The sequence below is a fragment of the Clostridium nigeriense genome, assembly GCF_900086595.1.
Taxonomy (GTDB): Bacteria; Bacillota; Clostridia; order Clostridiales; family Clostridiaceae; genus Clostridium; species Clostridium nigeriense.
Genome location: NZ_LT575472.1, coordinates 2,302,652 through 2,319,704 on the forward strand (window position 1 = coordinate 2,302,652; position 17,053 = coordinate 2,319,704).

12 protein-coding genes and 1 pseudogene are annotated in these 17,053 nt (G+C 27.5%); 2 read left to right on the plus strand and 11 right to left on the minus strand.

The window, feature by feature from the left end:
* Window positions 1-291 precede the first annotated feature (291 nt).
* The 11 genes and pseudogenes from BN6774_RS10950 to fdrA form a co-directional block, all read right to left on the minus strand.
* Entirely contained in the window at window positions 292-477 is a 186-nt protein-coding gene (locus BN6774_RS10950; protein WP_066893534.1) for a hypothetical protein, read from the minus strand.
* Window positions 478-613: 136 nt separating this feature from the next.
* Complete coding sequence (locus tag BN6774_RS10955) at window positions 614-847, minus strand: hypothetical protein (protein WP_066893535.1); 234 nt, start codon at window positions 845-847, stop codon at window positions 614-616.
* Between the two features lie 327 nt (window positions 848-1,174).
* Window positions 1,175-1,276, minus strand: a pseudogene (locus BN6774_RS18865) (arsenate reductase ArsC); the annotation flags it as partial.
* 8 nt (window positions 1,277-1,284) lie between these two features.
* Entirely contained in the window at window positions 1,285-3,072 is a 1,788-nt protein-coding gene (locus BN6774_RS10960; protein WP_066893536.1) for an ABC transporter ATP-binding protein, read from the minus strand.
* Between the two features lies 1 nt (window position 3,073).
* Window positions 3,074-4,810: an ABC transporter ATP-binding protein gene (locus tag BN6774_RS10965; RefSeq protein ID WP_066893546.1), complete on the minus strand. Its 1,737-nt coding sequence runs from the start codon at window positions 4,808-4,810 to the stop codon at window positions 3,074-3,076.
* Between the two features lie 446 nt (window positions 4,811-5,256).
* Complete coding sequence (locus tag BN6774_RS10970; protein WP_066893548.1) at window positions 5,257-6,894, minus strand: SulP family inorganic anion transporter; 1,638 nt, start codon at window positions 6,892-6,894, stop codon at window positions 5,257-5,259.
* Window positions 6,895-7,090: 196 nt separating this feature from the next.
* Window positions 7,091-8,068 (minus strand): UV DNA damage repair endonuclease UvsE, encoded by a 978-nt coding sequence (gene uvsE, locus BN6774_RS10975; RefSeq protein ID WP_066893550.1) that lies wholly within the window; start codon window positions 8,066-8,068, stop codon window positions 7,091-7,093.
* Between the two features lie 203 nt (window positions 8,069-8,271).
* Window positions 8,272-9,492: a dicarboxylate/amino acid:cation symporter gene (locus BN6774_RS10980; protein WP_066893551.1), complete on the minus strand. Its 1,221-nt coding sequence runs from the start codon at window positions 9,490-9,492 to the stop codon at window positions 8,272-8,274.
* A 34-nt stretch (window positions 9,493-9,526) separates the two neighbouring features.
* Complete coding sequence (gene arcC / locus BN6774_RS10985) at window positions 9,527-10,468, minus strand: carbamate kinase (RefSeq protein ID WP_066893552.1); 942 nt, start codon at window positions 10,466-10,468, stop codon at window positions 9,527-9,529.
* Window positions 10,469-10,504: 36 nt separating this feature from the next.
* The gene (locus BN6774_RS10990; RefSeq protein ID WP_066893553.1) at window positions 10,505-11,353 is read right to left on the minus strand and encodes an oxamate carbamoyltransferase subunit AllH family protein; all 849 of its coding nucleotides are present in this window, start codon (window positions 11,351-11,353) and stop codon (window positions 10,505-10,507) included.
* 5 nt (window positions 11,354-11,358) lie between these two features.
* A complete protein-coding gene (gene fdrA / locus BN6774_RS10995; RefSeq protein ID WP_066893554.1) occupies window positions 11,359-14,355 on the minus strand; it encodes a bifunctional FdrA/YlbE family protein in 2,997 nt (998 codons plus the stop codon).
* 166 nt (window positions 14,356-14,521) lie between these two features.
* Between fdrA and BN6774_RS11000 the strand changes: the two genes are divergently transcribed.
* Entirely contained in the window at window positions 14,522-16,147 is a 1,626-nt protein-coding gene (locus BN6774_RS11000; protein WP_066893555.1) for a PucR family transcriptional regulator, read from the plus strand.
* Window positions 16,144-17,019 (plus strand): alpha/beta hydrolase fold domain-containing protein, encoded by an 876-nt coding sequence (locus tag BN6774_RS11005; RefSeq protein ID WP_066893556.1) that lies wholly within the window; start codon window positions 16,144-16,146, stop codon window positions 17,017-17,019. The genes BN6774_RS11000 and BN6774_RS11005 overlap by 4 nt, the downstream gene beginning before the upstream one ends.
* The last annotated feature ends 34 nt before the right edge of the window (window positions 17,020-17,053 follow it).

Genomic DNA, 17,053 nt, shown 5'->3' on the forward strand with positions numbered 1-17,053 from the left:
TAAAATGGAGTATTAAATCAATACAGATTAAAATGCTCTAATAGAAGTCGCAATGCATTTGAACATACATAAATAATCGCAAATATTTTTGCTTTTGCATAGTTTTTATTTTTTAAGCCAATCAAAAAATAAACAATCATTGCAATAAATGCAACGAGGATAACAATAGCAAGTGAGTATCTAAGTATCGCTTGGTTACTAACAGTCATTTTATTATAACCTCCTTATTTAAAACACATTGTTACGCTAAACTTTAAAATTGTTCATGAAATCTAACTGCTAAATTGGAATTTAACTATCTAAATCTTTTAATTTTTTAATTAACTTATCTAAGTAATAAAGCCCTGGGCTAAAAAAACCTATCATCCATAAAATAATTATAAAACTTTCACTTATTCTACTTCCATTAATACTAAAAGGTAATATTGCTAACACACCTATAATGCCACATAGTATTGATAATCCAATTAACTTCATTCAAAATCCCCCTACCATTAAACTACTTCGTCTTATAATACATTTTCTTAATAGATTAAGTAATAGATTAAGATTGTTTATTAAAAATATTCAACATTTTGCTTGAATATCACTGCATTTTAAATACATAACATATTTATTTTTGTTCTTCTTTTTTCCATCTTATATAGTTATATATTATTTGAAGTATAAATAATATTATCAATATTAGTGGCATGATTCTACTAACAAATATCCCATTACCAAGAAAAATAATAATTCCAATCGATATAATAAATATAGGAATAGTCCATAAAGTTCTTATAAACTTCCTTCTATAACTTAATTTCCAATAGATTAATTGAAAGCCATTATCTACTTTTTTACCCATCTGAAATCCCCCTAATAATTCATACTGAAATACAATTACGAGTTAATTATAACATATTCTGTAAATACCGTACTATTCAATTTTCAAAGAACAAATTTTATTATTTAGTGCGTAATATAATCAAATTACTCTTTACCGCACTTAGCAGTTCCATATATAAATGCCAATAAAATAATATACATATTAACCATCTATTTTGAGAAGATTTACTATAATCCATACATAGAAGATAAAGCTTCTTTTTGGATGAGTTTAATAAAAGAAATAAAAATAGACCATGATTGTAATATAGAATTAAAACTCAATTAATCATGGTCAAATATTTTATATTTCATTAATTATTCTTACTGCATCTTGATTGATTTGTTGTTTAGTTTCAGTTCTAGCTGAGTAGCTTTCAAAAACTTCTCTTCCGTATAATCCACCTAATTTTTAATTTAAGCACCTTCACTTAGGAAATTATATTGAGCCATATATAAGTCATAATAACTACCTTTATTCTTTAATAATTCACTATGACTTCCTACCTCTTCAATTTGTCCATCATTTATAACCATAATTTTATCGCAATCTCTTATTGTTGATAATCTATGTGCCACTACAAATGATGTTCTTCCATGAAGTAACTTTTCTATTCCCTCTTGTACCAATTTCTCTGTTTCTGTATCTATATTAGAAGTAGCCTCATCTAATATTAGTATTCTAGGATTTGCAAGAAGAGCTCTAGCAAATGATACTAACTGTCTTTGTCCTAATGATAATCTAGTTCCTCTTTCATTTACTTCAGTATTATAACCTTCTTCTAATTTCATAATAAAGTCATGAGCGTTAACTGCTTTTGCAGCATTAATAACTTCTTCATCAGTTGCATCTAATCTACCATATCTTATATTTTCCATTATAGTAGTTGAAAATAAAAATGTATCTTGAAGCATTATTCCCATTTGACTTCTTAAAGATTCCAACTCAACATTTTTAATATCTTTTCCGTCCACTAAAACTTCCCCAGAAGTTGGATCATAGAATCTACTTAACAAAGATACAATTGTTGTCTTACCTGCACCAGTTGCTCCAACTAAAGCTATTTTTTCTCCCTTATTAACCTTAAAATTTACGTTTTTAAGAACCTTAGTACTTTCATCATAAGAAAAGCTTACATCCTTGAATTCTACAACTCCTTTAATTTTCCCTATTTTCTTTGCATTTTCTGAATTTTTTATAATTGGTTTCTTATCTAAAATATCAAAAATTCTATCTGCTGCTGAAAAATTTGTTATCAAAGTGTTATAGAAGCTTGAAAGATTCATAATAGGTCTCCAAAACATTCCTACATACATTGAAAATGCTATTAATGTTCCTATCTTTATTTCATTATTCATTACTAGTTTATATCCTACTGCAAATACTACCAAAGTACCAGCTCCCCAAGATAATTCTATAAGAGGCCAGAAAAAATCATTTAGCATAACAGCCTTAGTGAAGGAATCACTTAATTCCTTTACCATTGATTTAAAGCTTTTTTCTGTGCCCTCTTCCTTAGCAAAACCTTGTACTATTTTTATTCCTGAGAAATCTTCATGAGTAAACCCATTTAGATTTGATCTTTTATTTCTATAAACTTCCCATCTTCTTCTTGAATATATTTCTATGCAAAACATAGCAATTCCTAGTAGAGGTAGTAAAGTTACAGATGCTAATGCTAATTTGAAATTCATAATAAACATAATAATAGCAACACATAAGAGATTTAATAATTGTGGTATAAGTGATTGAATGCTTTGAGAAAATAAATTTTTTAAAGCATTCACATCAGAAACTACCCTTGAAAGTATTTTTCCAACTGGTCTTCCATCAAAAAAGTCAAAAGACAAATATTGTATATGACTATATAATTCATGTCGTATATTTACTAAAATATTATTAGTTATGGATGTTATCATTGTCCATCTGATTTTAGATAAAATCCATGCTAATAAATTTAATACAATTAAAGCTACACCTATTATTATTAGACCATTTACATTTTTATTTACTACATAATTATCTATTGCTATTTCTAAAAGCAAAGGATTAACTATTCCAGATATCATAACAAGTATCATTAATAAAATAACTATAAAAGATTTTAACTTATAAGGCTTAAGATATTCTAATAATTTAAATGTTATTTCACTTTTACTTCTTCTTATTACTTCTTCATCTTTTTTTATCGAATTATTCTCCAAATTAAACTACCTCCTCTACTATTTCATTAAAATCTTTAAATTGACTACAATAAATATCAAAATACTTGCCTTTAAGCTTTAGTAATTCTTCATGAGTTCCTTTTTCTCTTATTTCTCCATTTTCTAAATATAATATTATATCAGCATTTTTTACAGCTGAAATTCTATGAGCAATAATAAATGTTGTACTTTTCACATCTCTTGTTAAAAGATTTTTTAATAATTTGTGCTCTGTTTCCATATCTAAAGCAGATGTAGAATCATCTAATATTAATATTTTTGATTTCCTTACTAAAGCTCTAGTAATTGATATTCTTTGTTTTTGTCCTCCTGATAGCCCCATACCCCTTTCTCCTATTTCTGTATTTAATCCATCTTCTAATTCTTCTATAAAATCTAATGCACATGCTAATGAAGCTGCTTCTCTAACTTCCTCATAATCTGCATTTTCATTACTAAATTTTATATTGTTTATTATTGAATCTGAAAATAGAAAGGTGTCTTGAGGCACAATAGACATATTTTTTCTTAAAAAGTCTAAATCATAATCTTTTATGTCTACATTATCTATCTTTATACTACCATCAGTTACATCATAATATCTTCCTATTAAATTAATTAATGTTGATTTACCTGAACCTGTAGTTCCCATTATTGCAACAGTACTGCCAGCCTTAATATCTAAATTAATATTTTCCAAAACATATTCATCCTTATATTTAAAACTAACATTATTAAAGGATATATCCCCTTTTATAGAATCACTTTTATAGCTTTCTCTTTTACTTTTAATTTCAGGTTCTCTATCCATTATTTCAAATATTTTTTTAGCTGAAGCATTATTTCTTGAAAGCAAATCTATTAATTCACCTAACATTCTCATTGGCCATATTAAATTCCAAATATATCCACCAAAGGCTACTAAAACACCAATGGTAATTTCATTTTTCATAACGAGAAATCCACCTAAAACTATCATTATAACTAATGATATGTTTGTTAAAAATTCTATTGGTGGAAAATAGTCACCAATTATTTTTGCTTGCTTCATATTTAAATCATAATAAGTTCTATTCATTTTTAAAAATTTATTTATTTCATATTTTTCTCTTGAAAATGCCTTTACTAGTCTTACTCCTGCTATATTTTCTTGAGCCGTAGTATTTATTTTAGCTGTTTGATCACTTATTTCTTCATAGGATTTTACAAATTTACTTTCTAATTTTATCGCTATAAATCCTATTGGAATCATTATAATAAAACAAGCAATAGCTAACTCAAAATTTAGTTTAAATAGAATAACTGTAGAAACTACAAAATATATTATATTTTCTATAAATAATCTAAGCCCAAATCCTATTGTTTGCCATATATTCTCAGCATCTTCTCCTATTCTAGACATAAGTTCCCCAGTATTCATATCATCAAAATATTTAAATTCTAGTTTTTGAATATGGTTAAAAAGATCATTTTTAATATCTTGGTGTACTTTTACACTTAAAATATCATAAAGAAACTCTTTTCCATATCCAAGAATTGCTTTTATTACTGTAATAATTAAAATACCAATTAAAACCTTAATTATTATACTGTCATTGCCTGCCATAACTCCCTCATCTACAAATATTTGTTGTAAATAAGGCATAAATAAGTCAACCCCAATTACTATAAGCATGGACAATGTTCCAAGTATCAGCAACCCTTTATATTTTGAAACATATTTAAGTATTCTAGTCATAAATTTTCCCCCTTAAGTTATAAATAATTTTGTTTTTTGCTTATTTTTTACTCATCCTTCTCTCCCTTTCATAAAAGAAAAAAGGCCAAAGTTATCCTTAGCCTTTTATCCTTAATAAAAAAATAAAAAGCCAAGGTTAATAACCCTTGGCCCTAATTATCTTTATATAAATTCAAAGTTATATCCTATAAATTTAAAGGATATATAATTTTATAAAGTATATTTGCATAAATTTTTAGCATTTAAATTTATACAATGAGATAGGATTACTAATATTTTCAATATTATATTTATTTTTATTATCTTTAACTAACATTTCTTGATTAAATATAATGTTTAACATGTTCCTACCTCCTTTTCTTACTTTATTCTTTTACCAGTATATTCCTATGAACAAATTTTGTCAATATACTTTTTGTTATTTTAATACTTTTTTTCAATTAAATTTAAGCTACTATTGATTCTGCATTCTTTATAGCTTGATCTGCACTCCAAAATATATTACTACTTCCTAATTTTTCTTCAAAATCAGCTTTATCAAGTAAGTCTTTTACTTGCTGTTGTAATCCACATAGCATAATTTCACAATTTCTAATTCTAACTTCTTCAATTACTTCTGTTAATGCTTGCAATGCTGAAGTATCAATTAAAGGAACCCCTCTCATTGATAGTATTATTACCTTCGCATCTTTTATAGATAAAACTTCATTTTTAAATTTCTCTGCTGTTGCAAAAAATAATGGTCCTGTAAAATAAACAACTTTAATATTGTTTAAGTTTTTCCCTTTAAATTCTTCCTTATCAAGTTTACTTTCATCTACTTCACTTATGGAAATATCCATGTTAGAAATTTTAACTATAAATAATAGACTTGAGAAAATTACCCCTATTAATATAGCTTGTGTCAAATCTAAGGCTATTGTTGCTAACATAGTTATTAAAAACTTAGATATAGACCCCTTAAACCTTTTAGAAAATATATACTTTATATTTTCCCATTCATTCATTCTCCAGGCAGTTACCATTAATACTCCCGCTAATGATGAAAGCGGTACATTTGACATTAATGGAGATAATAAAAATATTGATAACATTAAGAATATAGCATGTAACATGCTTACTAGTCTTGTTTTTGCTCCAGATTTTATTGCTACACTTGTTCTTGCAATAGCTGCAGTTGCTGGAACTCCTCCAAAGAATGGAATAATAAAGTTTCCTACTCCTTGTGCTATTAATTCTCTATTAGCATCAAAGGATTCCCCCTTCATCTTCTTTCCAACTTCACCGCATAATAAACTTTCTATCATTGCTAATGCAGCTATACTAATAGCTGGAACTAAAACACTTTTTATAATATCTATATTTATAGAATTTATACTAAGCCTATCATCTAAAATTAACTTTTGTGGTATATCACCAATAACATCTAATGGTAATTTAAAAATCATATTTATAATAAGTGCAACTATTAAACCTATAAGTGATGCTGGTACTATATTATTAAGCTTCTTAGGCCATAGGATCATAATAAAAACTACTAATAGCCCTATTCCAAGAGCATACCAATTTACGCTTAATGGTGTACTAAAAAAGTTTATTACCTTTATTGCTGCTGACTCAGCTGATTTTGTTGATACTCCAAAAAAGTTATCTAATTGCCCTATAGCTATTATTAAAGCTATTCCAGATGTAAAACCTGTAATAACTGGTGTTGGTATGTAAGAAACTACTTTACCTAACTTAAAAATTCCTGCAATTATAAGTATTAATCCAGCTAATGCTCCAGCTATCCATACACCTTCTAATCCATACCTTTGAAATAAAGCCACTAAAATTGCACTCATAGCACCTGTTGGTCCTGAAATTTGAAAAGATCCCCCTGATAATGCACCTATTACTAGACCTGATATTATAGCTGTAATTAATCCAGCTGCTGCAGTAGCTCCTGAACTTACTCCAAAAGCTAATGCTAATGGTAAAGCTACAGCTGTCACTGTAATTCCTGCCATTAAATCTTGCTTAAAACTTAGCAAATTATACCCATTAAACTCATTTTTAATGTCTTTTATAAAGCTATTTAGCATTATATTCATCCCCTTTTTATGATTTAATTATGAGTTTGTCTTTGTATAAAAATGCGAGCATTTTTATTACATTATCTATTATAGCAAGATAAGGTAAATTTGTAATTGTATATAAGAAATTTTTCTTTATTCCAATAAAAATGAACATAAACAATTAAAGAGCTGTTTACATCAGCTCTTTAATTGTTAATTGTATTTATTTTACTAGTATTGTTGTTTTATCAATCCACTTGTATCTAGGCTCAAGCTCTATTATATCTTGAGTAAGTTTAAATAAAGCTATATCCTTTTCTTTACATTCTAGCATTATATCTATATCCCTATTAAACTCTTTTAAGACTTCTATAAATTTTATAAAATCTACAGGATTTATAAAATCCGAATGTTTTTTATCAATTTTATTAATTAAACTTATATCCTTAGGTGATGAAAAATGCATTTTAGGGGGTAGACTTTCTTTATCCCAAGTATTTATTATATCATCTAACATCTCTCTAATATCTTCTCCATTATTATTACAATTATGATGATGTATGTCTAAGACCATAGGTACATTAAGTTTCTTACACAACATTAAGGTTTCCTTTGCTGTATATGTTTTATCATCATTTTCAATAATAATCTTTTCTTTTATACTTTTGGGAAATCTATTAAAATTCATAATAAATCTCTTTAGAGCTCCTTCCTTTCCCCCGGTCGCACCACCTACATGAATTACCATTTTTCCATCTTTATAATCCATATCTTCGAACCATTCTGCTTGCCTATTCAAATTAATAAGAGTATTTTCTACCACCTTAGGATTATTACTATTAATAACATTAAATTCATCTGGGTGAGTATCAACTCTCATATTAGATTCTTTAATTATTTTTCCTATGTATTGAAAATCCTTTTTTAATATTTCTCTATGTCCCCAGTATCCAACTTCAGGATGAGTAACTAAAGGAATTAATGCTGATGTTATTCTATAAAAATGTATATCATTTTCTATATTAAATTTTAATATTTCTTCAAGTGCTACTAAGTTTGATAAAGCAACTGTCTTTAATTTTTCTAATTTTTTTTCTTCAGATATTATTTTTTTATAATTAGCAAAAGTAATAGTACTAGAACTTGTTACTTTTTTTCCTAATGTATTTGATATAGCAACATATCCAAGTCTTATTTTCATATATATTCTCCTATCAAAGAGTTATTTAAGAGTATTATATCCTAATAATTTTATATGTAAACATAAGTTTTTAAACATGAAAAAAAGACCCCTAGGCTGGAGAGAGGTCGTTAATAATTTGTATATCAAATTTTAACAAAAGGGTCTTTTTTTCTAAATATTTTTATTAAAAATAAATTTTAGCTATTTATATAAAATTACTTTTACCTATATACACTATAATCTATATCATTACTTCCCTTGGCTACTATTAATGCTGTCAAAGTGTCTGAATCAACATTTAAAATTGTTCTTAGCATTCCTACAAACCATTCAACTCCTGCAAATATAGCTACAGCTTCTAGTGGAAGTCCTAGTTGAGGAACTATTATAGCTAATGATATTAGCCCAGCTCCTGGAACTACTGCATTTGCTAAGGATATTAAAGTAGCTAATATAGCTATGTATGCATATTGTGATGGAGAGTAAGTTATGTTATAGATTTGTGATATCGTAATAATTGTAAATGCCATATGCATTGCTGAACCATTGCTATTTAGTGACATTCCCAAAGGTAAAACTAATTTATTAACATTTTCACTTATTCCTAATTTTTCTTTTGCGTCCTTCATTTCTGTAGGCAAAGTTACAGCAGATGATGTAGTGGCTAAAGCCATTACTGATATTCCAAACATACCTTTAATTAAACTTATTAAATTTATTTTGCAATAGCTTGCACTTATAACAAAAAATATTAGTAAATATATTAAAGTTGCTAAAGCATAAATTAATATATATTTAGAAAGTGGAATAACTACATCTATACCATTTTGCCCAATTGTAGAAGTTATTAAAGAAAATATTCCTATAGGAGCAATCTTCATTATTAATGAAATCATTTTCAATATAACGTTGTTGAACTCTGAAATTATAGAAATTAATTTACTTTCTGTATTTTCACTTCTATAAAAACTCAAAGCTAGTCCAAATAATATTGCAAAAATTATAACTTGAACAATAACTCCATCTGACATTGATTTTACTATATTACTTGAAAAGAAACCTAGAAATAACTCAGATATTGTTCCTATTTTAGCATCCTTAAAGGCATCAATATTACTTATAGAACTTATTTTCAATCCCATTCCTGGCTTAAAAATAAATGCAAAGATTATTCCTACTATGGCTGCTAAAACTGATGTTGCAAAAAATATAGAAATTACTTTTATACCTTGTTTGCCTAATTCTTTTGGATTTAAGTTTCCAACTGCTTCTATAATTTGTCCCATTACTAAGAATATAATTGACATTTGTATAAGCCTTAAAAAAACATCCCCCAATATCTTTATTCCTTCTACTTTTTCTCTTCCTATGGTACCAACTATTACCCCAAGTATCATAGCAATCATTATTTTATATGTCATATTTAATTTTTTTAATTTCATAATTGCTCCTCCTTATGAAATTTATATATAAATTTTAATCTCTCGTAATTACTGTACCTTCACCTTTATTAATTTCTCCTAATTTATCAAGAGATGTAATTATTGCTGAACCATTCTTTGAATTTTCAACAAATTCAATAGCAGCTTCTATTTTAGGTAGCATACTACCCTTAGGGAATTGGCCTTCTTTTATATACTCCCTTAACTTACTTACTGTAACTTTTGTAAGTTTTTCTTGATTTGGTTTATTAAAGTTAACATATACATTGTCAACACCTGTTAATATAATTAATTCATCTGCATCAACTAATTCTGCTAACTTTTCTGAAGCTAAATCTTTATCAATAACAGCTTCTACGCCAATGTATCCATTTTCTTTTTGAACTACTGGAACACCGCCACCACCACATGAAATAATAATATTGTCATTTTCTAATAATTTAATAATAGATTCATATTCAACGATTCCCATTGGTTTTGGAGATGGAACAACCTTTCTATATCCACGTCCTGAATCTTCTACATAAACACAATTATCTTTTTCCCTTGCTGCTTCTGCTTCTTCTTTGCTTAAAAAAGGTCCAATTGGCTTAGTAGGATTTTTAAAAGCATCATCATTTTCATCTACAGAAACTTGAGTTATTAAAGAAACTGCTTGTCTCTTTATTCCTCTTTTATATAAAGCATTACTCATTTCATTTTGCATCCAGTAACCTATACTTCCTTGAGTCATTGCCACACAAGTATCTAAAGGCATAGCTGGATTTTTCTCATCGTTTATTGCTTCTTGTTGTAATAATAAATTTCCTACTTGAGGTCCATTTCCATGAGATATAATTAATTCATTTCCCTCTTCAATTAAATTTATAAGTTTTTCACATGTTGATTTTATAGCTGTTCTTTGTCCCTTTTCTGATGGATTATCTGTTAAAATTGCATTTCCACCAAGGGCAACTACTATTCTCTTTTTGCTCATCCTTAACACTCCTACGCTGTTATTTAAAATTAATGTTTAGTTTCTTATTAAAAATTCTAATCCTAGATAAAATCCAAATAAGGTGTCGTTACCTGATGTATGACCAATTTTTTTTATTTTATCTATACCTTCATAAATAATTTTTTTTTCCTTAAAGTTTATCGAATATATTAATTCTATAAAATTATAGCTTAAATACCCTTTAGTTAAAGCTTTTAAATAAGCAATACTTATTTCTGTTGTTAATTTTTCATCAACTATAAATCTAATGTCTTTAATCCAATTACTAAAACAATTTTCTTCATTAAATGCAAGTAAGGCAATTGTAAAACCTGTTAAAATATCGTCTCCACTTGGAGTTAATCCTTTACCTCTTCCAGCAAAAAATTTTATTATTTCATTATTTAACTTGGAATTTCTTTTATCAGATTCTATAAGTAAATTTATATATCTATAGCTTTTATCATCTAATTCAAGACCAATATTATTTTTAAAATCATAATCTCTTAAAACACCATATAAAACTGTATTTTTAATTTCTCTTCTATTGATTTGTATTCCTGGAATTCTTAAATCTACTTTATCTATCTCTTCTAAAGAAATAACTATATTATTATAAGTACTATAAAAAACAAGTTTATTTTCTTTAAAAATAACAATATCACCTATATTTACATTTTCCATTATCTTTTGCAACTTATCTCTAAATATATTTATTCCATGAGCAGATAGTGGTGATTGTATATGACTTATATAAATTAATTCATCTTCAAATTGAATATTCAATCCATTTTTAAACTTACTATGAACCTTGCCAAGTCTTTTATTTTTTAAGTAGAGAGGAACTAAGTTACTTTGAACCTCTCTACTATTTTTTAAATTCATTTTTCTTAGAATTCTATTCCTAATTTCTTAGCATAAGCCATTATAGCTTTTTCAAAGCAAGCAAGTGGAGCTCTTACTGTACCAGCACCAATTTGTCCAACACCAGCCTTTTTATGAGCTATACCTGTGTTTATAAGTGGTGTTATTCCAGTTTCCACTACTTTTCTAGCATCTATTCCAAGGCAAGTTCCCTTAAAGTCCCAAGTTGGAATACTCCAATTTGAATTATTTGAAATTGAAATTTGTTGCATTTCATTTGATACTCTAAGAGCATCATCAAATCCACCTGCTCCTACAAATCTTGTAACTCCTGGTGCTGCTACCATTGCCATTCCACCAACACCAATAGTTTCTGTTATAGCACTATCACCTATATCAGGATTTGCATCTTCTTCTGAGAAGCCTGTAAAATATAAACCATTTGGAGTATTTACTGGAGCTGTAAACCATTCATCTCCCATTCCACTTATTCTAACTCCAAATTCGCGACCGTTTCTTGTCATAGTTGTAACTACTGTTCCGCTAGTTACTTTTCTAGCACATTCTACAATTGATTTTCCAGTAGCCATCATAATATTTAAGAAGAATTGATCAGTGTCAGCAAGGAATTTAATTACATCATATTTTTCTTTATCATCAATATCTAATTTAACTATTAAAGGTGTAATTTCTTTTACAAAGTTAAGTGTAGCTGCAATATTTCTTTGGTGGAATTCGTCACCCATTGTTATAGCTTTTGCAATCATAACATTTAAGTTTAAACCACCTTCTTTTAATTTTAAAGCTTTTGATAATACTGGACCTAGTACATCTTTCATCCATTTTAATCTATTTACAACTTCTTCAGAATAAGCACCAAATCTTAATACCTTACCTATTCCTTCATTCATTGTACAATATGCAACTGACCCATCAAGTTTATTTTCTACTACAACTACTGGCATATTTCCAGAAGTTATCCCTCCCATAGGTCCTACGGCATTTACATGATGACAAGGTGAGAATTTAACTTCTCCACTTTCAAGTAATTTTCTTGCATCTTCTTCATTATTTGCCCATCCTTCGAATAATACAGCACCTATACATGAACCTTGCATTGGACCTGTCATATTTTTAAATTCAATAGGTGGACCTGCATGAAGTAATACCTTATTATTTAAAATATCTATTACTGATTTTGCAGGAACAACATCCATTAAGAATGGTTGAGATGATTTCATTCTTTCTATTACTTCCGCATTAGCTTTTTCAATTTCTTCTATCTTTGCTAAAGCATTTAATATTTTTATAAGCTTCTTATTTCCACCAGCTACTGGTTTCCAATCATATTGTACTGATTTTCCACCATATTCTGAAATAGAATCTGTAAAGCTTTGGACACCTATATTTATTACTCTTGGTTTTGAATTTAATAACTCATGTACATTTTCACTAACCATTGGTAATTCTATTTTTGAAACTTCTTTATTAACTACCTTCTTATCAGCTTCAGTAAATTCAATTCCTTTTAATTTAAGTGCAAGTCTTACAGCTTTAGCATTACTGTCTTCCACTAGTACTCCTGCTTCTTTTAAAATTTTTATAGATTCATCATAGCTTTGTGGGTCATTATCAGTACCACAAACAGTACCAACAAAGTATAATTCTCTGCCGTTTGCTTTTGATTCACTAATTGATTCTTTTATTACATCACTTAAAGCTCCTGCCATATTTGGATGTGAACCATATCCTAAAACGCAGTCTAATAGGATTACCCCTGTATTTTCGTCTTTAGCATATTCTCTTATTTTTTGTATTCTTACATCTGGATCTATCATTGGATGAGGTTTTCCTTGAGTATACATATCATCCCCTAAATCTATTACCTCATATCCATTTGCTTTTAATATATATCCTTCTTTTTTTATTAATCCGCCTAGTTCTAATGCTTCTGAAATTAACATTCCTGCTTCTGAAGCAAGAGTTCCACCAGAATAAAGTCCTTTCACAGTTTTTTCTTTTGATAAAGGAGTTTTTACTTCATAATTTATATCATCTAAATAATTTTCTTTAACTGGTAAATTATTTGCAAGGTCCATTGCAATTTTAGCTGTTTCTTCAAGAGTATGTGCTAAATACACATTACCTTCATGATGATCTGGCTTTTCACCTAAGAAAATTGCAACAACTGGTTTAGATAAACTTTGTAGTAATTCTACAATTTCATCCCTAACTCTTTTTGCTGGTGGTTTTGAGATAACTACAATAACATCTGTAGGATCATGATTTTCAAGACCAATAATTGCATCTCTCATAGTAATGGCATTTACTGCTTCATTTAAGTCTCTTCCTCCAGTACCTATTGCATGGACAACGCCCCCACCTAATCTATTTATTATAGTTGTTACTTCTTGAATACCAGTTCCTGAAGCTCCAACAATACCAATGTTTCCTGGTCTAACTACATTTGTAAATGCTAAAGGAATACTTGATATAATTCCAGTACCACAATCTGGTCCCATTAATAATAGTCCCTTTTCATGTGCTTTCTTTTTAAGTCTAACTTCATCATCAAGAGAAATGTTATCAGTAAATGAAAAGACGTTTAACCCTTTGTCTAAAGCCTTTTCTATTTCATCTGCAGCATACTCTCCTGGAATTGAAAATAATGCTAAATTCGCATCAGGCATTTCTTCTAATGCTGCTTCTAATGAATTTACACTTTCAACTGAAGTTTTAGTTTTTTTAACAGCTAAATCATCTAGGAATTTATCTGCCTCTTTTAAAACCTCACTAACAACCTTTTCATCATCTGTATCAACTACTATTATCATGTCACTTGGAGCTGCAGCTTCAGCTTCTTTTGTTAAAAGACCACTATTTCTAAAAATATCTTTATTTGCTTCAGTTCCCATCATTATAGAACATTTTTTTACACCGCTTAAAGTGTTAATTGAATTAGTTAATAACATAAGATTTATAGAATCTTGATAACTATTCTTCTTAATTACTGTGTATAACATTTTATATCCTCCTTTATCTTCAAAACACTAATGTGAAATAATAATTGCTTGAAATTTTCATTTCTTATGTTACTATAAATATATCACCGTTTATTTTCGTTTTCATTGACATAAAGTTCTATATTACAATGTATTTTTTATCTCTAAAGGATAAAGGAGTGATATTTTGAATATTAACGAAATGATGAAAATTTCATCATTAAAAGATGCAAAGCTATTAGCGGGAAATAATGGAATGGATAATTCTATTATCAGCGTAAATGTTTTAGAGGCCTTAGACATTGAAAATTGGGGACGTTTTGGAGAAGTAATTTTAACTAGTTTTTTTGCTTTAAAGGATTTAGATGATAATCAATTAGACTTATTCTTTAAGAAAATGAAGGATATAGGTATTAGTGCTATAATAATTAAAATTGATAGGTTGGTTACAAAAATACCTGATAAAATAATTCACCTTTGTAACGAATTTTCTATTCCTTTAATTAAAATAAATAAAGATGTAAAATACGAATCTATAATTTTAGAAATTTTAGGACCAATAATAAATAGAAATGTATATTTATTAAATAAATATTATAATGTTCATAGTGAACTTACAAATTTAGCTATGACTGTTCCTTCTATAGAAGGAATTCTTTTTGAATTTAAAAAAATGATAAATAAGGATGTTAGTCTTATTAACTCTTTAAAGAAAACTGAGGTAAGTACAAACCATCTGCTTTCAGATGTAACAATAGTTAATAAAAAAGAAATTCCAAATGAGAACTATATTTATTTTAAATATGAGCGTAATGAAGTAATTTATAACAATACAAATCCTAAGATTACAGGAAGTCAAATCAGAGTCCCTATTCCCTATCTTGGATTTAATGATTACGAATTAATTATTCATGAAGTAGATAAAGAGATAAATTCAGAAGACTTTATGGTATTAGAAAACGCAGTAAAATTTTTACAAATGGAACTTTTAAAGAGATACTCTATCTCTCAAAATCTTTTCCAACAAAAGAATAATATAATAGGTGATTTACTAAACGATAGAATTTATGAAAAAAAAGATATTGATGAGGTTTTGGAATCTTTTGATTTAGATAAGTATAGCAATTATCAAATTATTTTAATAAAACTATACCAAAAAGAAAAGAATACGAACTTGGATAAAAACCTTATGCTTCCCATTCTTATGCAAATAAGAAATAGATTTAAATTAGCATTTAAACATACAGCCTTTCTTGAAAGATCAGATAGAATTGTTTTTATTTTCAATTTTAATGATGAAAATAATGATTCAACCTTAAATCACATTGAAAAAATTATGGATTCTCTTTCATCCAATCATATTTTTAAAGATTTTTATTACAGAATAAGCATTAGTAATATAGTAAAAAGATATGATCTTCCAAAGGCAAATAAAGAAGTATTAGATACTCAAAAAGTATTAAATTTATTTCATAATTCTAATAAAACATTTCATTATGAGGAACTTGGAATATACAAAATATTCTTAGAAACAGATAATTTAACTAATATAGAAAAATTTATTTCTCCTAAAGTAACTGCTTTTAAAATAAAACATCCTCAACTTTTTGAAACTTTAGATGTTTTCTTAAACTCAAGTCAAAGCTACTTAGCTACGGCTGAAAAGTTATTTTTACATCCTAAAACAGTTAGATATAGAATTGATAAAATAAAAGAAATATTAAAAACTGACTTGACGGATCAAGAAGAAATATTACAAATCCAAGTTGCTTCAAGATTATTTAAACTTAAGTATCAGGAGGATAACAAATGATAGAAGAAACTAATATAATTTTTAATAGCAAAGATAACATTACTCTTAATATGACTTTATATAAATCTAAAAAAGATAGAAAAAATGTAACAATACTATATTTTCATGGTGGTGGCTTATTATATGGAGTAAGAGATGACTTACCTAAAATATATGTTAATCAATTTTTAGATGCAGGTTATGATTTATTGCTTCTAGATTATCCTTTAGCTCCAGAATCAAATATAGATACAATTTTAAACTCATCTATAGATGAAGTACAATATTTTTTAGACAACTACAATACACTCTTTAACTTATCTAGCAATGATTTTATACTATTTGGACGTTCAGCTGGCGCTTATTTATCACTCATGATGTGTAATATGCTAATTAATAATGATAAAAAAATGCCTCTTGCTTTAATAAGCTTATATGGGTATTCAAGACTTGACGAAGTTGAGTTTAATACTCCAAATAAATATTATTTAAAACTGCCTAAAGTTTCTGATGAAAACTTTAGTAATATTATTTCAAGCCATCCAATTACATATGGACCAATGAGTGAAAGATTTTCACTGTATATAAAAGTTAGACAAGATGGAAATTGGACAAAGGTCTTATTAAATGAAGACTCTTTAGAAGATTTAAGTAAATATTCAATTAATGATAATAATTTAATAAAATTTCCTCCAACATTTTTAGCCGCAGCTACTTTTGATCCTGATGTTCCTTATAGAATATCTAAAAAGCTTAGTAAAACTATTCCTAATTCAAAGCTTATTACTATTTACGATGAAGTTCATGACTTTGACAGGGATACAAATAATAATTCTGGTATAGATACATATAATAAAATAATAAACTGGCTTCATACAGAAATAATAAAATAATTTTTCATTGTAAATAGTGGGTTGATATTAACAA